Annotated in this window: 18 protein-coding genes; 5 read left to right on the top strand and 13 right to left on the bottom strand. The window is 69.7% G+C overall.

The features are described from left to right. Nucleotides 1–54: 54 nt before the first annotated feature. From FJV46_RS04020 to FJV46_RS03980, 9 genes are all read right to left on the bottom strand, one after another. Nucleotides 55–891: a formate/nitrite transporter family protein gene (locus tag FJV46_RS04020; protein ID WP_087029699.1), complete on the bottom strand. Its 837-nt coding sequence runs from the start codon at nucleotides 889–891 to the stop codon at nucleotides 55–57. 58 nt (nucleotides 892–949) lie between these two features. Then, nucleotides 950–1,759, bottom strand: coding sequence for a PPK2 family polyphosphate kinase (locus FJV46_RS04015; RefSeq protein ID WP_232008701.1), 810 nt, complete (start codon nucleotides 1,757–1,759; stop codon nucleotides 950–952). Nucleotides 1,760–1,851: 92 nt separating this feature from the next. Continuing rightward, the gene (locus FJV46_RS04010; RefSeq protein WP_087029705.1) at nucleotides 1,852–3,069 is read right to left on the bottom strand and encodes a pyridoxal phosphate-dependent aminotransferase; all 1,218 of its coding nucleotides are present in this window, start codon (nucleotides 3,067–3,069) and stop codon (nucleotides 1,852–1,854) included. Between the two features lie 90 nt (nucleotides 3,070–3,159). Beyond that, nucleotides 3,160–4,122: an ABC transporter substrate-binding protein gene (locus FJV46_RS04005; protein ID WP_087029708.1), complete on the bottom strand. Its 963-nt coding sequence runs from the start codon at nucleotides 4,120–4,122 to the stop codon at nucleotides 3,160–3,162. Then, entirely contained in the window at nucleotides 4,119–4,871 is a 753-nt protein-coding gene (locus tag FJV46_RS04000; RefSeq protein WP_087030339.1) for an ABC transporter permease, read from the bottom strand. The genes FJV46_RS04005 and FJV46_RS04000 overlap by 4 nt, the downstream gene beginning before the upstream one ends. After that, nucleotides 4,871–5,578, bottom strand: a complete 708-nt coding sequence (locus FJV46_RS03995) for an ABC transporter permease (protein ID WP_306298293.1) — start codon at nucleotides 5,576–5,578, stop codon at nucleotides 4,871–4,873. The genes FJV46_RS04000 and FJV46_RS03995 overlap by 1 nt, the downstream gene beginning before the upstream one ends. A 2-nt stretch (nucleotides 5,579–5,580) precedes the next feature. Then, nucleotides 5,581–6,699 carry an ABC transporter ATP-binding protein gene (locus FJV46_RS03990; RefSeq protein ID WP_087029711.1) on the bottom strand — a complete coding sequence of 373 codons (1,119 nt, stop codon included), beginning with the start codon at nucleotides 6,697–6,699 and terminating at the stop codon, nucleotides 5,581–5,583. Between the two features lie 298 nt (nucleotides 6,700–6,997). Then, entirely contained in the window at nucleotides 6,998–7,966 is a 969-nt protein-coding gene (locus tag FJV46_RS03985; RefSeq protein ID WP_087029714.1) for an N-acetylglucosamine kinase, read from the bottom strand. Between the two features lie 121 nt (nucleotides 7,967–8,087). Then, the gene (locus FJV46_RS03980) at nucleotides 8,088–9,329 is read right to left on the bottom strand and encodes an MFS transporter (RefSeq protein WP_087029717.1); all 1,242 of its coding nucleotides are present in this window, start codon (nucleotides 9,327–9,329) and stop codon (nucleotides 8,088–8,090) included. A 170-nt stretch (nucleotides 9,330–9,499) separates the two neighbouring features. Here FJV46_RS03980 and FJV46_RS03975 point away from each other — a divergent pair, with 170 nt between their 5' ends. Then, a complete protein-coding gene (locus FJV46_RS03975; protein ID WP_087030345.1) occupies nucleotides 9,500–9,982 on the top strand; it encodes an Lrp/AsnC family transcriptional regulator in 483 nt (160 codons plus the stop codon). A gap of 105 nt (nucleotides 9,983–10,087) precedes the next feature. Then, entirely contained in the window at nucleotides 10,088–11,044 is a 957-nt protein-coding gene (locus tag FJV46_RS03970; RefSeq protein ID WP_087029720.1) for an alanyl-tRNA editing protein, read from the top strand. Nucleotides 11,045–11,105: 61 nt separating this feature from the next. On the opposite strand, the gene FJV46_RS03965 is transcribed toward FJV46_RS03970, so the two are convergent. The 4 genes from FJV46_RS03965 to galU form a co-directional block, all read right to left on the bottom strand. After that, nucleotides 11,106–12,455: a phosphotransferase gene (locus tag FJV46_RS03965; protein ID WP_087029723.1), complete on the bottom strand. Its 1,350-nt coding sequence runs from the start codon at nucleotides 12,453–12,455 to the stop codon at nucleotides 11,106–11,108. A gap of 85 nt (nucleotides 12,456–12,540) precedes the next feature. Then, on the bottom strand, nucleotides 12,541–13,605 hold the full coding sequence (locus FJV46_RS03960) for a hypothetical protein (protein WP_140995571.1): 1,065 nt from the start codon (nucleotides 13,603–13,605) through the stop codon (nucleotides 12,541–12,543). Nucleotides 13,606–13,709: 104 nt separating this feature from the next. Beyond that, nucleotides 13,710–14,339 carry a GNAT family N-acetyltransferase gene (locus FJV46_RS03955; RefSeq protein WP_087029729.1) on the bottom strand — a complete coding sequence of 210 codons (630 nt, stop codon included), beginning with the start codon at nucleotides 14,337–14,339 and terminating at the stop codon, nucleotides 13,710–13,712. Between the two features lie 6 nt (nucleotides 14,340–14,345). Continuing rightward, a complete protein-coding gene (gene galU, locus FJV46_RS03950; RefSeq protein ID WP_087029732.1) occupies nucleotides 14,346–15,248 on the bottom strand; it encodes a UTP--glucose-1-phosphate uridylyltransferase GalU in 903 nt (300 codons plus the stop codon). 56 nt (nucleotides 15,249–15,304) lie between these two features. Between galU and FJV46_RS03945 the strand changes: the two genes are divergently transcribed. The 3 genes from FJV46_RS03945 to FJV46_RS03935 all read left to right on the top strand — a co-directional run bounded on the left by FJV46_RS03945 (nucleotide 15,305) and on the right by FJV46_RS03935 (nucleotide 17,256). Beyond that, the gene (locus FJV46_RS03945) at nucleotides 15,305–15,982 is read left to right on the top strand and encodes a 5-formyltetrahydrofolate cyclo-ligase (RefSeq protein WP_087029736.1); all 678 of its coding nucleotides are present in this window, start codon (nucleotides 15,305–15,307) and stop codon (nucleotides 15,980–15,982) included. Nucleotides 15,983–16,066: 84 nt separating this feature from the next. Continuing rightward, entirely contained in the window at nucleotides 16,067–16,414 is a 348-nt protein-coding gene (locus FJV46_RS03940) for an FmdB family zinc ribbon protein (protein WP_087029739.1), read from the top strand. Nucleotides 16,415–16,590: 176 nt separating this feature from the next. Further along, nucleotides 16,591–17,256: an RcpC/CpaB family pilus assembly protein gene (locus FJV46_RS03935; protein ID WP_087029742.1), complete on the top strand. Its 666-nt coding sequence runs from the start codon at nucleotides 16,591–16,593 to the stop codon at nucleotides 17,254–17,256. Nucleotides 17,257–17,258 lie beyond the last annotated feature (2 nt).

Genomic DNA, 17,258 nt, shown 5'->3' with positions numbered 1-17,258 from the left:
GTCCGTCGCGTCACCCTTGTCAGCTCCAGGCAGGTCCGGGCAGGTCCAGGCCGGTCATCGATCGTGGGGCGCATCCGGATCCTCAGGCGCGTCCTCCCGGCGTGCATTGATCAGTTCCTTGGTCCGGACGAGGCGGAGCAGCGTCACGAGAAGGAGCCCGCCGAGCACGTTGAAGAGCAGGGTGTACCCGAACCAGCCGAGCCACTGGCCGTACGTGATATCCGCCCCCGACTGGATGGCGCCGAAGATCAGGAGCGAGTCGAGGATCGAGTGGAAGAGCTGGAGCCCGGCCAGGAGGAACCCGCCGATCATGGTGGCGATGATGCGTGCGACGTCGTTCTCCGTCCCCTGCTGCATGCGGCTCATCAGCGTGATGGTGCTGCCGCCCAGCAGCGCGAGGGCGATGCTCTGCAGGGAGAAGGGAGCATCCACGTAGTGGTGGGCGCTCTCGCTCACCGTCGCCGCCCACTGCGGGAACGCCTGCATGACGATCCAGACGAAGAGCCAGCCACCGGCGAGGTTCGCCGCGAGCGTCCCGCCCCACAGCTTCGCCAGCTGCCCGAGGCTGCCCTCCTTCGCCACGACCGCCGCGACGGGCATGAGGAAGTTCTCGGTGAACAGCTCGCTGTGGGCGAGCAGCAGCGCCACCAGTCCCACGCCGAAGGCAAGGCCCGCCAGGAGTTCGTTGCCGGTCTCGTGCATCACCGCCAGGTAGGCCATGATGCCGAGACCTATCTCGAACCCGCCGAAGATCCCGGTGACCAGGATATTCCGCATGGTCCGCTGCAGCCTCTCGGCGCCCTCGGTGACCGTCTTGTCGAATGATTCCTTCAGCTCGTCCTCGACTGGTGCGTCGGAGTCCCCGAGTTCACGTCTGCGCTCTTCGCTCATGGCCGTCCTTCCTCGTCCTGGACCCGGCCGGGAGCAGCCGATCCCGTTTTGGGGGACATCAGGTGGCCGCCAATCGGGCTTTCTCCGCCTCGACATCGAAGTCCGCCCTCGGCCAGCTCAGCTGCATGTCCTCGAGCGTGGCGGTGAGCAGCTGCTGGACCGCCAGCCGTGCGTACCACTTGCGATCGGCAGGAACCACGAACCAGGGCGTGTCCGGGGTGCTGGTCCGGGCGATCGCGACGTCGTATGCCTCCTGGTACTGCTCCCAGTAGCCCCGCTCGTCGACGTCGCCGGGGTTGTACTTCCAGAATTTGTCCTTGCGATCGAGTCGCTCGGCGAGGCGGTCCTTCTGCTCGTCCTTGCTGATGTGCAGCATGACCTTGAGCACCCTGGTGCCCGAGGCCACCACCTTCGCCTCGAAGGTCCTGATGGCGGCGTAGCGCTTCTCGATCTCCTCGGCGGGTGAGAGTCCCCGTACCCGGTGGATCAGGACGTCCTCGTAGTGCGACCGGTCGAACACGCCGATCATGCCGGCCTTCGGCAGCTGACGGCGGATGCGCCAGAGGAAGTTGTGACTGCGCTCCTCCTCGGTGGGCGCCTTGAAAGCGTGGTGCTGCACACCCTGCGGGTCCACGAGTCCGACGACGTGCCGGACGACACCTCCCTTGCCGGAGGTGTCCATGCCCTGCAGGACGAGCAGCACGGAGATCTCACTGCCGGCACGGCTCTCGGCGAACAGCTTCTCCTGCAGCGAGGAGAGAGCGTCCGCGCCCGCCTCGAGCGCCGCTTTGCCCTTCTTCTTGCCGCCGTCGAATCCCGGCGTCGAGCGGGGGTCGACCTCCGACAGCGCGAGATCCGGACCGGCCATGAGGAGCCGACGCAGGTCGGTGACCTTGTCGTGTGCGTGTGCCATGGGTTCTCCTGTGATCGGGGCCGGGCGTGGTCAGGGCTTGTAGGTCGTCAGGGCTTGTAGCTGGAGAGGAAGTCGGCGAGGCGACCGATGGCGTCCTCGATGACCTCCACACTCGGCAGGGTCACCATGCGGAAGTGGTCGGTGTTCACCCAGTTGAACGCACTGCCGTGGGAGATCAGGATCTTCTGCTGCTTCAGGAGGTCCAGCGCGAACTTCTCGTCGTCGCGGATCGGATACACCTCGGGGTCCAGCTTCGGGAAGAGGTACAGCGCACCCTGCGCCACCTCGCAGCTGACGCCGGGAATGGCGTTGAGCATCTGCGCCGCCTTATCGCGCTGCTGCTTCAACCGGCCGCCCGGGAGGATGAGGTCGTTGATGCTCTGATAGCCGCCGAGGGCCGTCTGGATGGCGTGCTGGGCGGGAACATTCGCGCAGAGCCGCATGTTGGCGAGGAGGTTGATGCCCTCGATGTAGTTGGCCGCCTCGCGCTTGGGCCCCGAGATGGCCATCCAGCCGCTGCGGAACCCGGCGATCCGGTAGGCCTTCGACAGCCCGCTGAACGTGAGGCACAGGACGTCGTCACCCGCCACGGACGCGGCATTGATGTGCACGGCGTCGTCGTACAGGATCTTCTCGTAGATCTCGTCCGCGAACAGGATCAGCCCGTGCTCCCGGGCAAGCCGCACGATCCCCTCGAGGACCGCTTTCGGGTAGACCGCGCCCGTCGGATTGTTCGGGTTGATGAGGACGATGCCCTTGGTGTTCGGCGTGATCTTCGAGGCCATGTCCTCGAGGTCCGGCCACCAGTGCTCGTCCTCGTTGCACAGGTAGTGCACAGGGGTTCCGCTGGCGAGCGCGACGGACGCCGTCCACAGTGGGTAGTCCGGGGTGGGGATGAGGACCTCGTCGCCCGCGTTCAGGAGCGCCTGCATGGAGAGCGTGATGAGCTCGCTGACCCCGTTGCCGAGGTAGACGTCGTCGACGTCGATCGAGTTGATGCCGCGGCTCTGGTAGTACTGCACGACGGCGGTGCGCGCGGAGTAGATGCCGCGGGAGTCGCTGTAGCCCTGGGCCTTCGGCAGGTTGCGGATCATGTCCACGAGGATGGCGTCCGGTGCCTCGAACCCGAAGGGTGCGGGGTTGCCGATGTTGAGTTTCAGGATGCGGTGGCCCTGGGCCTCCATCGCCATGGCGTGTTCGAGCAGCGGCCCCCTGATGTCGTAGAGGACGTTACGGAGCTTATCCGACTGCTTGTAGGTGGCCATTGGTTCAGGATGCCACAGCAGGGGCCCGGTGCGCGGGATAGCAATGCCGCGCACCGGGCCCCTCACAGCTGGAACCGGGGGTCCGCGGAACTAGCCCGCGAGGCCCTTGTCCGCCAGCCAGTCCGCTGCCGCGTCGGCCGGGGCGCGCTTCTCGTCGCCGCTGACCTCGCGGTTGAGCGAGAGGAGATCCTCCGTGGTGAGCTGCGCCGACACCTCGTTGAGGACGTTCTGCGCCTCCTCGCTCACGGTGTCCGTGTTGATGAGCGGCAGAACCTGCTGCGCGATGAAGTTGTCCTCGGGGTCCTCGAGGACCACGAGATCGTTGTCCTCGATGGACGGCGTCGTCGTGTAGATGTCTGCCACCTGCACGTCGTCGTTCAGCAGGGCCTGCAGTGTCAGTTCCCCACCGCCGTCGTTCAGGGCCTCGAAGCCGCCGGGCTCGCAGTTGTACTTCTCCTTGAGGCCGGGAAGTCCGTAGGCCCGCTCCTGGAATGTGCTCGGGGCGCCGATGGTGATCTCGCCGCAGACCTCGGCGAGATCCGCGATGGACTCGAGGCCGTACTCCTCGGCCGTGGCCGCGGTGACGACGAGCGCGTCCTTGTCCTCCGCCTCGCTGGGCTCCAGGACGCCGAGGCTGGCGTCCGGGGACTTGGCGTCGAGGGCGTCCGGCAGTGCTGCCATGATGTCCTCGGCGGACGCAGCGGTGGCCTCGGGGTCCGCGAGGAGCAGCAGGTTGCCGCTGTACTCGGGGATGACGTTGATGGACCCGTCCTCCATCGCCTGGTAGTAGATCTCACGGGAGCCGATGTTCGGCTTCGTGCTGGCCTCGATACCGGCGCCGTTCAAGGCACCGGCGTAGATCTCCGCGATGATCTGGCTCTCCGGGAAGTCAGCTGAGCCGACCACGATGGACCCTGCGGGTCCGGCGCTCTCGGTCTCCCCCTGCGGGTCGCTGTTGGCACCGCAGGCAGTCAACGCCAGCATGGCCGTCAGGCCGCCGGCCAGTCCCATCATGGCGCGCCGTCCGGCGCGCGGGTGTGACAGGTTCTTCATGTTGTTCCTCCTTGTGCACTGGCGACGGCCTCTTGCCGGCCAGATTCTTCCGACGATCCCGCGGGCGGCGGCGTGGCACGCAGCCCCGGCGAGATCGCAAACTTTTGGATGAGCGCCATCAGGCCGTCGACGGCGATCGCGAGGACCGCGATCACCACCGCGCCCCCGAAGAGCCGCCCGTTGTCGTTGATCTGCGTGCCCTCGACGAGGAACACGCCCAGTCCGTCCGCTTTCGCGTACGCCACGACCGTGGCGGTCGCGACGACCTGCAGGATGCCGGCGCGGACACCGCCGATCATGACGTGGAGTCCGTTGGGCACCTCGACGCGGAACAGGATCTGCGCTTCGGTCAGCCCCATGCTGCGGGCTGCGTCGACGACGGTGCGGTTGACCGACGAGATGCCCGCGTACACCCCGCTGAGGACGGGCGGCACGGCGAGCAGGACCAGCGCCCACACCGAGGGCAGGACGCCGCGGTAGAAGAGCAGGGCGAACAGGAACACCATGCCGAGGGTGGGCAGCGCCCGCAGGATGCCGATACCGGAGACGATCAGGACCCGTCCGCGCCCGGTGTGGCCGACGTACATCCCGAGCGGCACGGCGATGGCGCAGGCGATCAGCATGGTCAGGCCCACGTAGCCGAGGTGCTCGAGGACACGCATGGGGATGCCGCGCGCTCCGCTCCAGTTCGTCGGATCCGACAGCCACTCGCCCATCTGGACGAAGAGATTGCTGCTCGAGTAGTCCATCAGGCGGCCACCGTCCGTGCGTCGAGGGCCGCCGCGCGTGCGGTGCGCGAGGACGTGGCGCGTGTCCACGGGGTCAGGACTCGTTCCAGGAGCACCAGCAGGAGGTCCAGGACAAGGGCCAGCAGCAGGGTCGCGATGATGCCGACGGCGATCTGCTCCGGGTAGTTGCGCGTCAGGCCGTCGGTGAAGAGGCGCCCCAGACTCGGGACGCCGATCAGCGCGCCGACGCTGACCATCGAGATGTTGGTGACGGAGATGACGCGTATCCCCGCGATGAGCACGGGGACGGCCAGCGGGAGGTCGACGGTCAGGAACCGGCGCAGCGGCGTGTACCCCATGGCGACGGCGGCCTGTCGGACGCCGTCGTCGATCGAGTTCAGGGCGTCGACGGTGGAGCGCATCAGGAGCGCGACGGCGTAGATCGTCAGGGCCACCACCACGTTGACCATGCTGAGGATGCTGGTGCCGAGCACCAGCGGCAGGAAGACGAACATCGCGAGCGAGGGGATGGTGTAGAGGAGCGACGACGCGGTCAGCATGACCGCGCCCGCCGACCGGTTGAGGCGGGCGATCTGCGCGAGGGGTACGGCGATGATCACTCCGAACACGATCGGCAGGATCGACTGGACGAGGTGGTTGCCGGTGAGTTCGCGCAGCAGCGCCGCGTTGGCGGGGACGTAGTCGATGACGCCCTGGATCCAGTCCACGCCTAGACCGCCGTGTTGTGGTCGGCGCGGCCGCGGTCCACCCGTGCTGATTCGATGAGGTCGAAGACTTCGGCGGCGCGCACCACACCGATGGCCCGGCCGTCGTCGTCCACCGTCACGCCGAGGCCCGAGGGCGAGGAGAGCGCTGCGTCGAGGGCCCGTCGCAGGGTGTCGCCGCGGGTGTAGAGCGAACCACCCGGAACGGCCTCTGCCTGCGTGGTGATGCTGCTGCGCGTGGCCTGCGGCACCCAGCCGTGGGGACGCCCGTCGGCGTCGACGAGGAGGGTCCACGGCGAGAGGACTGACACCGTGGGGTCGCCCAGCTGTTCGACCTCGATGGTCTCGATGGGGTGGACGGTGACGTGCCGCCCCTCCTGGAAGGAGAGGTGGCGGAACCCGCGGTCGCGGCCCACGAAGCCGGCGACGAAATCGTCGACGGGGGCCCGGAGGATCTCCTCGGGTGCCGCGAACTGTGCGAGGCGCCCGCCGACGGCGAAGACGGCGACCTTGTCGCCGAGGATCGTGGCCTCGTCGATGTCGTGCGTGACGAACACGATGGTCTTGGCGAGGTCCCGCTGCAGGCGCAGCAGCTCTTCCTGCAGTTCGGCGCGGACCACGGGGTCCACGGCGCTGAAGGGCTCGTCCATGAGCAGCACGGGAGGGTCTGCGGCGAGTGCGCGGGCCACGCCCACGCGCTGCTGCTGGCCGCCCGAGAGCTGCCCCGGGTAGCGGCGGCCCAGCTCGGAGGCGAGGCCGACGACGTCGAGCAGTTCGCGTGCGCGGGCGCGAGCCTCGGTTCGTGGGACGCCGTTGAGCCGGGGCACGGTCGCGATGTTGTCGATCACCGAGCGGTGCGGCATGAGTCCCGAGGACTGCATGACGTAGCCCATGGAGCGTCGCAGCTCGGAGGCCTTCTGCTGGGAGACGTCCTGCCCGTCGAGGAGGATGGTGCCAGACGTGGGTTCGACCATGCGATTGATCATGCGCAGCGAGGTGGTCTTTCCGCAGCCTGAGGGGCCGACGAAGACCGTGATCTCGCCACAGTCGATGTCCATGGTGAGGTCGTCGACCGCGGGGCGGCCGGCGTCGTAGGTCTTGGTGACGCCGTTGAACCGGATCATGGGGAGCGGGCTGGACGATTGCTCTGGGACTGTCATGGCAGCTGTGCCTTTCCGGGCAGGAGCTTCTCGGCCGGGCTGCGCCCGCGGGTCCGTACCAGGTACGGGTCCGGCTTGCCGTCTGGTTGTTCGCTGGGCGGGGCGCGCAGCGGTCAGTTCAAGCTGTCGGAGGTTCTGAGTCTAACCATGTCTTCGGAGCGGTGAGGATTCCGTCTGGGTCACGAGTGCGTCTCGTCGGCGATTCCTACGCCCCTCGCCGGCCGCCGCGTGGGCGCCGAAAGGTTCGGGCGCAGCCGGAACGCTAGGACGCCTCGTCCACGAGGAAGCGGACGCCCATGACGGGGTCCGTGTCGAGGAACACGACGTCGGTGATTCCCTCGTCGTGGAGCAGTGCCACGAGGCGTGCCTGCAGGTCCGGCTGATGCATGGCGAGCCCGCCGCCGAGCACCACGGGGCCCGGGAGGCCGATCACGGTGACGACGTCGAGCACGAGCCGCGTGAGATCGACTGCAGCCCGCTGAATGATGCCCTGGGCATCGGAGTGGCCGCCCAGCGCGGCGTCGAAGACGGCGCGCGACTGGGACGCCCAATAGGTGCGCCCCGCACCCGAATGGAAGAGGCCGATGAGCTCGGTGGGCGTGGAGACTTTGTTGAGTGCGAGCACGGCGGTGTCGAGGGCATCAGGGTGCTGCCCGAGATCGTGCCGGTGCAGGGCGCGGCGCACGGCCTCGCGTGCTACCCAGTACCCGCTGCCCTCGTCCCCGAGCAGGTAGCCCCAGCCGCCGGAGCGGGCTTCCCGACCGTCCTCCCCCACACCCCACGCCACGGACCCCGTGCCCACGATGACGGCGATTCCGGTCCGCGCTCCTCCCGCCGCCAGGATCAGGCGTGTGTCGTGGACGACGTCGACGGCGGCTCCGGGCGCATGCGGAGCGATGAGTTCGCGGAGCCGCTCCGCGTCCGCTGCGGTGTCCACTCCCCCGGAGCCGGTGACGACACGGGATACCCCGCGATGTTCTCCCGGCAGGAGGTCGTGGAAGAGCTGAGTCAGGCTGCGCGCGGCGTCATCCGGCGTCACGTTCTGCACGTTGGCACTGCCCGACCTGGCTTCCGCCACGAGGGTACCGCCCGCCCACACAGCGCCGTGGGTCTTGGAGCCGCCGATGTCGAGCCCGACGACGAGGGGACCCGGCGGCACGACGCCCCAGTCGTCCCGCTCGTCCCGCTCGTCCCGGGCGGCGGGTGGTGGGGACTCGAGAGAATCAGGCATGCCTACAGCCTACAAAGCGCTCGGCCCGTCCAGGCGACGCCTCCGGGCCCCCACCGCCGGAACCACGCCGCCGGGGCTACCACTCGATCGACGCCCCCTGGATCCGGGTGGCTGCGCGCGGTCAGCGCACCGGGCGATGCCTGCGGACGAGGGACCCGACCGCGAGGACCGAGCAGATTCCGGCGATCGTCAGCGCGAAGACGGTCACGGAGACATTCAGTCCCCAGATTCCGGCCGCCGCACCGAGGCCGAGCACGGGGACGGCGCTGCCGAGGTAGGTGATCACGTACACGGCGCTGATCGTCTGTGCGTGCAGCGACGGGTCCACCCGGACGGACACCTCGTTGAACACGACGCGGAATGCCATGCCCTGCCCGAACCCCGCGACCAGACAGGCGCCGACGAGCAGCGGGAGGCTCCCGGTCACCTCCGCAGCAGGGAGCAGCCCCACGCCGACGGCCATGGCGGCCAGGCCGACCGGTACGACGAACCGGCCGCGCGGCGAGATCAGTTGGCTCACTGCCGAGGAGCCGAGCACCAGCGCCGCGAGGAGACCGATCAGTGGCCTGGAGGACGTCCCGGCGATCTCGGCGAACCAGGTGGGTGCGAGGCTCAGCGTGAATCCGAAGACCGCGAAGCTCAGGAAGCCTACGGAGGCAGCCGTCCAGAAGGATCGGCGCGCGTCCGGTGAGACCGCGGGGCGCCTCGGCCGGAGGGCCGAGAGCGGATTGACGGCAGCCGCCGCTTTGATGGCCGGCCGTGCCCGGAGAAGGACCAGCGGGATCAGGAGACTGGCGAGCACCCCGAGGTACAGGATGAACGGTGTGCGGGTCGGGACGGGCAGCAGGGAGAGGAGGCCGCCGATGACCGGCCCCGCCGCGACTCCACCTGCCGAGGCCATGAGGGTGAAGCGCGACGCCCAATCCGGGCGGCTCGGCAGCAGATCGCGCAGCGCCGCAGCGCTGGCGCCGGTCGCCAGCGCGACGGCACCTCCCTGGAGGGCTCGACCTGCCGCCAGCATGGGCAGCGACGTGGCGACCGCGAACAGCGCAGCGCCGAGCAGGCCGAGGACGACAGCGAGGACGAGCGCGGCGCGGCGACCGATGTGGTCCGACCAGTGGCCGGCCAGCACGAGTCCCGCGATCAGCGCCACCACGTAGGAGGCGAAGGCGACCGTGACGGCGAAGGAGCTCAGGTGCAGGTCGGCCTGGATGAGCGGGTAGATGGGCGTGGCGAGGTTCGCGCCGATGAGCAGCGTCGAGATGACCGTCACCGCGAGCGCGAGCCGCACGGCAAGGGACGCATCCCAGCTGCGGCGCTCGGCCAGGGGAGCTCGCATCCGCAGCTCGTTGATGACGCTCATGCCGCCGCTTCTCCTCGCACCCACGCGCCCAGAGTAGGCGCTCCCTCCGGGCAGCATTCGGCCCGTTTCTCTATAGAATGGAGCCGACTGCTCGTACTGCTGCGCTTCTTGTGCCGCTTTTGAGCAGCGTGCGCAACAGACGTCGTGCGGACTGACGGAAAGTGATCGTGATGAGCAATCTGGACAAACTGGACCTGCGCCTGCTGCTGGAGCTCGTGCGGGACCCCCGCGTGCAGGTGAGCGACCTCAGTGAGCGCCTCGGTGTGGCGCGCAACACTGCGCAGACGAGGATCCGGCGCATGCTGCGCGCCGGGACGCTGCGGCACAACGGCCGGGACCTGGACCTCGAGGCGCTCGGCTACGACGTCGTCGCCTTCATCACGATCGAGGTGGCGCACCGCGAACTCGACGGCGTGATCGCCGGACTGCGCACGCTGACCCAGGTGCTCGAGGTCCACGAGATCTCCGGCCGGGGAGATGTGTGGTGCCGGATCGCCGCCACCGATACGCACAATCTCCAGGCGGCGCTGCGCTCGGTGCTGCGCATCAAGGGCGTCATCCGCACGGAGACCGTCCTCGCGCTGCACGAGCACATCCCGTACCGCACCGAGCCACTGCTCGAGCGGCTCGCCCAGCGCCCACCCGATAACTGACCCACCCGAGTCCTGACCCACCGGGGTGCCACCGTGACCGGCTCACCCGCCGGCCCTCACTATTTCCGAGACCCCCGAGACCCCCCACCTCACGAGGAGACCATCATGACCCTTCCCACCGCTGACACCCTCGTCACCTATCCCGCAGGCGACACGGAATCGTCGTCGCGGGTGATCCACGTCGAGCGGCGCGACGACGGCCGGGTCGCCGTCCTGCTGGACACCACCGCGTTCCATCCCGTGGATGCCGCCTGGCCGGACCAGGGAGCGGATCGGGGAGCCCTCCGGGCCGGCGGCCGCTCGTGGACGGTCTCCGACTGCGTGGTCGGTGCAACCGACGGTACGGCACTCCATCTGGGTGACGAATCGCCGGTCCGGAAGGGCACGGAAGGCTGGGCCTTCGTCGTCGTGCATCTGATCGGGCAGGCATACGCCGGTCTGGATGCGGACGCGACCGGTGGTCCCGATGACCTGGACGCAACCGCGCTACCGGCTGAGGGGGACGACGTCGTCGTGCAAGTCGATGCGGCCCACCGCGCCGCGGTGTCCGCAGGGCACACGGGGTGCCATCTTGCATCGTTGGCCCTCAACCGCGCGCTGGCGGATCGGTGGAAGAAGGAGGTGGCGCCCGACGCGCTGGGCGCCCCGAACTTCGACGCGCTCGCCATCGACACCACGGTCATCGGCGAGTTCGGCTCCGTCGACCTCTACCGGCTGGGCAAATCCCTGCGCAGGAAGGGTTTCACGGTCGACGGGCTCGATCGGGACGCCCTCGCGGCCACGGTGAACACGACGTTGGCGACGTGGACGGCGACCGGCGCGCCGATCTCGATCAGGACGGACGGTCCGGGACTGACCGATCGGCGCAGGTGGGTATGCGCACTGCCCGGAGAGCTCGCCGAGATCCCGTGCGGCGGGACCCATCTCACCTCGCTCGCAGGCACCGCCGTCGTCGTCCGGCTGGATCTGGGCGACGCGGACGGGACGCCCCAGCTGCGCATGCGAACGCGTGTCGCCACTGCAGGCAACGGCGACCACGGCGGCGACGGCGTAACCGCCTGACCGACCAGGAGGCGAGGACGGGACCCACGCCGCGCTCGCGTGTCCCGGGTTCGCCGCCCGCTCATGTGTCCCGAGTCCGCCGCGCCCTCAGACCCCGCAGATCCGCCGAAGGCTCACACGTCCCGGCTCCGCCACACGCCGCGTGAGGGGCCGGGCCGCCCGCCTTCCGCGAGGAATTGCTCCGCGACCATGAGGCGGGAGAGCGCCTCCTGCTCGCACCCGTCGCTGCCCGCCCGGTTCCCCGCCCCGGCAACCAGGGTGAGACTGACCGCGGCGGCCCTGCTGCGGAGAGCTGCAGGTCCACGTACGTGTCGAAAACCGAGAGGAAGCGGGTGAGCGCCTCGGGCACGTGGGAGTACCCGGCATGGAGCCCGGGCAGCACCGCCAGATGTCCGATGAAGCACGCGAGGTCGTCGACCAGGTGCCCCGGCCCCACGGCGTCGACATCGAGCAGGCCCGAGACCCGTCCGTCGTCGATCAGGAGGTTGCCCTCGTAGAAGTCGCCGTGGGAGGGCACCAGGGGGCCGGCCGAGCTCGCCCGGACCGCGTCGTCGATCGAGGCGGCAAGCCGTCGGATGCGGCGCGCGTGTGCCGGCAGGGCTGCGGCCGCCCCTTCGCCGTAGTCCCGGATACGCGCCGACCACGGCGCTCGGGCGGGGAGGGAGAGCACATCGCCCGGCAGGCTGCGCAGCGTGCGGACCAGCTCGTGGGGTGCGAGACCGGCGGCGCCGTCGGCCATGAATAGTTCGGCGAGCGGTGTACCGGGCGCGCTGCGGAGGGCGAGCACATCGAGCGTCGGCGCTCCCACGAGCTCGGGAACCGGGACGCCGGCGTTCCGCAGGAGCCGGTGCCGGGCGGCCAGCGGTCCGGCCGCGCCCTGGCGCAGGACCTTCAGGTAGCGTCGCTCACTCCCGACCCGGACCACGACGACGGCCCGCCGCAGCGGACGATAGCTGCGGATCTCGACGACGGCATCGCCGGGCGTGCCACCCGGGCCGAAACCGATGCCGGCGGCGCGGTCGGGATCGAGGGACGCCGGAAGACCCGGCAGGAGCGGGTCCCGGGGATGCACCCAGGCGGTCAGTTCGCCGCCGCCCCCGGCAGAGTCCACCACGCGGCTCTCCGGGCCGGAAGGGCGCGCAGCTCCGGGGACGGCGCAGGACGTGATGCAGACGTGTGTGGGCATGGAGGGCGGGGACATTGCGGGAGCCGGCTCCGTGCGGCTCACCTCGACCGGGAAGATACCGGTGACTCCGGCTCCGGGACGGTGGTGCAGCGTTGCGGGTCGCCATGCCACGAGCGTCCACCCGTCCGCGTCGAGCGCCCGTCGCAGAATCCGCGCGGGATCACCGTATCGGAGGAAGGCGAGGACCGCCCGCTCACCGCGGCTGCGCGTCTCCCTGGCCTTCACGGAGTCTCCACGCCGTCCTCGATCGTCCTCATGAGGAGCACAGACCGGTCATCGGGGTGTCAGGTCCCCAGGGTGCTCGGACCGGTCACGCGCGACGACGTTGCAACACGTCGTCCAGATTGATAGCCCTCGCCGACGCCTCATCGCCCGTCGAACCACCGCTCACGGCGCTTCCGGTCAGCGCGTCACCGGTCAGGGACGAACCGTCACCCGGGACGACGGCAGCACGGGCAGCAGCTTCGGAGGCCTTGATGGGTGTCTTCGAAACCGGCCTGGGCGCGACGGGCAGGTCGAGGGGTGCAGGCGCCTGGCGCTCGGCCTTCGCGGCGTCCACGTAGGTGGGACGAGGCACCTCGACGGGCTCCCAGCCTGCGGTACCGGACCCGGGAACGGTCGCAGCCTGCGGCACGCGCACATCGAGGGCAGAAGCGCCGTTCGCCACGGCGAGTGCAGCCGTGCGCAGTTCCATCGCGGTGAGCGGGCGCTCGGGCGTCTCCTCCGCGTCGAAGAGGGCGGTGGGGCGTCGGGGCGCCGCCGGCAGCACAGGCTGTGCAGCCACGGGCTCGGGAGTGGTAGCCGCTTGCACGGGAGCCATGGCCTCGAGGAAGGCGCGATCCACTCGTGCCCGGCGGGATCGGATGGCCAGTGCCCTCAGGACGGCGATGCAGGCCGCGGCGACGACGGCGCTGACCGCGGGGACGAGGAACGGGACGATCCCCAGCGCGGCGAGGACGAGCGTGACCGGCAGGGCGATCAGAGCGAGTGCGCCGACCAGGGCCACGCCGATACGACCCCACCTCGGCGAGAATCGCGTCGACCGGACGCGGCTCGGCCGGCCGGGCAGCTCAGACCGGTCCGTGGCGGGAGCGGTGCGACCGGACGAGGCGGGCGAGGGACGTTCGGCAGCGGCGGGCGTGGGACGCTCGGCAGGCGCTCCGCCCGACGTCGTGCCCGCGGTGGGGGCTTGGTCCTGCTGCGTGGTCATGGTCATCATGCTCCCCCCGGAACGTCGCGTCCCGGCTCGCTTGGGCCGGCGTGTGATGCCGACGAAATCCGGCATGGTCCCTCGGAGGAGGAAGGGCGCCACCCACACCAGCCAGAGACCGACGATCGCGACGAGCACCAACGAACTATCCAGGGAGAAGACCACACTCAGAACGGTAGGAGCAAGGTACCCGTCGTCCCTGCATTGCGGCCGGTGTGTCGGCCCTTGATATGCAGCACGAGGCATTGGATGCTGCGTGCCGACCCACCTCAGTCGTGCCGCTGGTGGAGGCTTTCCAGCCACGGGGTCAGAAGGCCGCGGGGCACGTCCTCGGAGGTCAGCGCGAAGCTGCGGTGATCCGCCCACTCGCCGGCGATGTGCAGGTACCTCGGACGGAGCCCCTCGTCACGGAACCCGAGCTTCTCGACCACCCGAAGACTGGCGACGTTCTCGGGCCGGATATTGATCTCCATGCGATGCAGCCCCAGCTCACCGAGACAGTAATCGGTGACGAGCGCGACCGCCGTCGGGGCGATCCCACGCCCGGCCCGCTCGGCGTCCACCCAGTAGCCCAGGGTCGCCGTCATCGCCGATCCCCAGGTGATTCCCGAGACCGTCAGCTGCCCCACGAGGCGCGCGTCCCGAGACCCGGGATGCTGCTCCGTGATCAGGAACGGAAGGGCCGCACCGGCCCGCGCCTGTCCTGTCAGCGATCGCACCATCTGGTGATAGGTCGGCAGGTAACCCTCGGGGTCCGGGTTGGACGCTTCCCATGGCGCCAGCCACCGGGCGTTGCGGTGCCGCAGCGCGGTCCACGCCGCCCGGTCCCTGTGCCGGATGGGCCTCAGGACCAGTGAACCCGTGCTCAGGGTCACCGGCCAGCTGGGGGCCGACCACATGACGGACTAGTCCGCGATGTTCTTGCTGAAGTCCTTGATCCAGGCACGCAGGTCGGGGCCGAGGTCCTCGCGCTCGGACGCCAGGGTCACCACTGCTTTCAGGTAGCTCAGCTTGTCGCCGGTGTCGTACCGGCGGCCGCGGAACACGACGCCGTAGACGCCGGAGCCCTCCCCCTCGGCGGAGGCGAGCGTCTGCAGCGCGTCGGTGAGCTGGATCTCGCCGCCCCGGCCCGGCTCGGTGGTCTCGAGAACCTCGAAGACGCGGGGGTGGAGGACATAGCGCCCGATCACGGCCAGGTTCGACGGCGCGTCCTCGACGGACGGCTTCTCCACGAGCTGGTTGACGCGCACGTGGTCCTCGCCGTCGACCTCGCTGATGTCCGCACAGCCATAGGCGCTGATCTGCCGGGGATCGACCTCGATGAGCGCGATCACGGATCCGCCGGTCTTCGCCTGGACCTCGATCATCGTCTCGAGCAGCGGATCCCGCTCGTCGATCAGGTCATCGCCGAGGAGGACGGCGAACGGCTCGTCGCCGACGTGCAGCTTGGCCCGCAGGACTGCGTGACCGAGACCCTTCGGGTCGCCCTGGCGGAGGTAGTGGATGTCGCCGAGCTCGGACGGACGCCTCACTGCCGCCAACTTGTCGAGATCACCCTTGGCTTCGAGGGTCTGCTCGATGAACGGGACGCGGTCGAAGTGATCCTCGAGCGCTCGCTTGTTCCGGCCCGTGATCATCAAGACGTCGGACAACCCGGCGTCCACGGCCTCCTGGACCACGTACTGGATGGCTGGCTTGTCTACGACGGGAAGCATTTCCTTCGGCATCGCCTTGGTAGCGGGAAGAAAACGGGTCCCCAGGCCGGCCGCGGGGATAACGGCCTTCGTCACGCGTGTTCGCAAAGTCATGGCACCACACTACATAACGGGGCCCTGATCGCCGGGGTGATGCGCACAATGGTGGAATGAGTCCAGCACTACGTGATACCGACCGGCACGGCAGCGCGAGTGCCGACAAGGCGGCGCTCCGCGCGGAACTGCGCGCTGCGCGAGCAGCGATGGTCCCCGGCGACCGCAGGAAGCAGTCCGAGGCACTGGCGCACGCGGTGACGGAACACCTCGGTGGCGGGGCGGCGCCGGGCAGGATGCCCGGCGGCGCCCGCCCGGTCGTCACGGCGTACCTCGGCATCGATCCGGAGCCGGACACCACTCTCATCCTCGAGGCGCTGTACCGACGCGGCTTCGACGTCGTCCTCCCCATCTGCGAACCGGCCTACCGGATGTCCTGGACCTCCTGGTCTCCGGGCGTGGCGCTGCAACGGTCCGTCCGCGCACCGGTGGCAGAGCCCGTGGGCCCCCGACGCGCCTTCGACCAGCTGGCCGACGTCCGCCTCATCCTCGTCCCGGCGCTCGGCGTGGACCTCTCGGGCCAGCGTGTGGGCCAGGGCGGCGGGTACTACGACCGCTTCCTCGCCCACCATCCCCTGGCCGCCTCGAACGCCGTCCCCCGCCTGGGCGTGGTGTACAGGTCGGAGGTGCTGCCTGCGGGCGCCGTCCCGGCCGAGCCCCACGATCAGCCGCTCACCGGTGTCCTCACCGCGGACGGCCTCCATCGCTTCGAGGGTGGCACAGAGCCGGTGTAGACTGGCACTCGCCCCAGGAGAGTGCCAGCAGCAGTCGCAGGAGAGCCATCCGGGGGATCACGACGCCCGTCCAGGAGGAACTCCATGCCCACGTACGCCTATGCCTGCAAGGACTGCGGCCACGCCTTCGACATCCAGCAGTCCTTCTCCGATGACTCCCTCACCACGTGTCCCCGGTGCAGCGGCACCCTCCGCAAGAAGTTCAACAGCGTAGGGGTGGTGTTCAAGGGCTCGGGCTTCTACCGCAACGACTCCAGGGACACCAAGACCAGCACCGATGCGGGCGCGTCCTCCGGCACGGCGCCCGCGGCTGCATCCGCCTCCACCGCGGCAGCCTCGACCGGCTCTGCGAACCCCACCAGCACGCCCGGTTCGCCGACCTCCGGCGCGTCGTCCACCTCCGCCGGATCATCCGCCGCGACGGGCTCGTAGTCCCGCTCAACCCCGGACGCACCCGAGGACGATGATCAGGGCTGCTCCGGGGCAGCGAGTGAGTAGGCCCGCGAGTCTCCACGGTGGCCGGTTCCGGCCACTGGGCCGAACCGGATCACTGTCCACATAGCAGCGGTACCGCACATCCGGAGGAACCCTTCCCCTACCGTCGATGCATGACGATCCTCGATCAGGGTGTACCTCCGCTGCGGCGCCGCCTCCGGAGGCTGGTGCACCGCCACCGGCGGCTCATCGCGTGCCTGCTCTTCAGCGCTGCGGCGGGCGTGGCCGTCGAAGCGGCCGTGGGGGACGACGTCGCGACGACGACCATCATCACCGCGGCTCGTGACCTTCCCACGGGCACCGTGCTCACCGACGGCGATCTCGTTCCGTGGGAAATGCCCGACGCGGCCGTGCCTCCCGGCGCCCTCCGGCAGGCAACCGACGTCGTGGGCCGGCAGGTGGCCACTCCCCTGTTGCGGGGCTCCCCGATCCCATCCACGAATCTCGTGGGGGACGGGCTCCTCGCCGGCACGCCACCGGGGACCGTAGCGGTCCCGCTTCGCCCGGCGGACCCCGCCACCGTCCGGCTGCTGACACCCGGGCAACGGGTCGACGTCATCCTGCGCACCGGCAACGGCTACGACGTCGCCGCGGATTCCACCGTGCTCGCCCGATCGGCCGCCGTCCTCTGGACCGATTCCGGCGCGGAGGCCCCCTCCTGGCCGGGAGCGGACGCCGAGGGCGGCCTCGTCGTCGTGGCCGCCGCGCCCGGGGAGGCCGCCGCGCTCGCCGGCTCCTCGAGCTCCGGCGATGTCCACCTGATCCTCACCGGGCCGTGAGT

It is taken from the genome of Arthrobacter agilis (assembly GCF_006494655.1).
Taxonomy (GTDB): domain Bacteria; phylum Actinomycetota; class Actinomycetes; order Actinomycetales; family Micrococcaceae; genus Arthrobacter_D; species Arthrobacter_D agilis.
The sequence above is the reverse complement of the archived record's forward strand: the minus strand, read 5'-3'. Positions and strand labels throughout refer to the sequence as shown.

Excerpts from the sequence above, each read along its gene's own strand:
- FJV46_RS04020 (WP_087029699.1), bottom strand. The coding sequence starts at position 891 with ATGAGCGAAGAGCGCAGACGTGAACTCGGGGACTCCGACGCACCAGTC.
- FJV46_RS04015 (WP_232008701.1), bottom strand. The coding sequence starts at position 1,759 with ATGGCCGGTCCGGATCTCGCGCTGTCGGAGGTCGACCCCCGCTCGACG.
- FJV46_RS04010 (WP_087029705.1), bottom strand. The coding sequence starts at position 3,069 with ATGGCCACCTACAAGCAGTCGGATAAGCTCCGTAACGTCCTCTACGAC.
- FJV46_RS04005 (WP_087029708.1), bottom strand. The coding sequence starts at position 4,122 with ATGAAGAACCTGTCACACCCGCGCGCCGGACGGCGCGCCATGATGGGA.
- FJV46_RS04000 (WP_087030339.1), bottom strand. The coding sequence starts at position 4,871 with ATGGACTACTCGAGCAGCAATCTCTTCGTCCAGATGGGCGAGTGGCTG.
- FJV46_RS03990 (WP_087029711.1), bottom strand. The coding sequence starts at position 6,699 with ATGATCCGGTTCAACGGCGTCACCAAGACCTACGACGCCGGCCGCCCC.
- FJV46_RS03985 (WP_087029714.1), bottom strand. The coding sequence starts at position 7,966 with ATGCCTGATTCTCTCGAGTCCCCACCACCCGCCGCCCGGGACGAGCGG.
- FJV46_RS03980 (WP_087029717.1), bottom strand. The coding sequence starts at position 9,329 with ATGAGCGTCATCAACGAGCTGCGGATGCGAGCTCCCCTGGCCGAGCGC.
- FJV46_RS03975 (WP_087030345.1), top strand. The coding sequence starts at position 9,500 with ATGAGCAATCTGGACAAACTGGACCTGCGCCTGCTGCTGGAGCTCGTG.
- FJV46_RS03970 (WP_087029720.1), top strand. The coding sequence starts at position 10,088 with ATGACCCTTCCCACCGCTGACACCCTCGTCACCTATCCCGCAGGCGAC.
- FJV46_RS03955 (WP_087029729.1), bottom strand. The coding sequence starts at position 14,339 with ATGTGGTCGGCCCCCAGCTGGCCGGTGACCCTGAGCACGGGTTCACTG.
- galU (WP_087029732.1), bottom strand. The coding sequence starts at position 15,248 with ATGACTTTGCGAACACGCGTGACGAAGGCCGTTATCCCCGCGGCCGGC.
- FJV46_RS03945 (WP_087029736.1), top strand. The coding sequence starts at position 15,305 with ATGAGTCCAGCACTACGTGATACCGACCGGCACGGCAGCGCGAGTGCC.
- FJV46_RS03940 (WP_087029739.1), top strand. The coding sequence starts at position 16,067 with ATGCCCACGTACGCCTATGCCTGCAAGGACTGCGGCCACGCCTTCGAC.
- FJV46_RS03935 (WP_087029742.1), top strand. The coding sequence starts at position 16,591 with ATGACGATCCTCGATCAGGGTGTACCTCCGCTGCGGCGCCGCCTCCGG.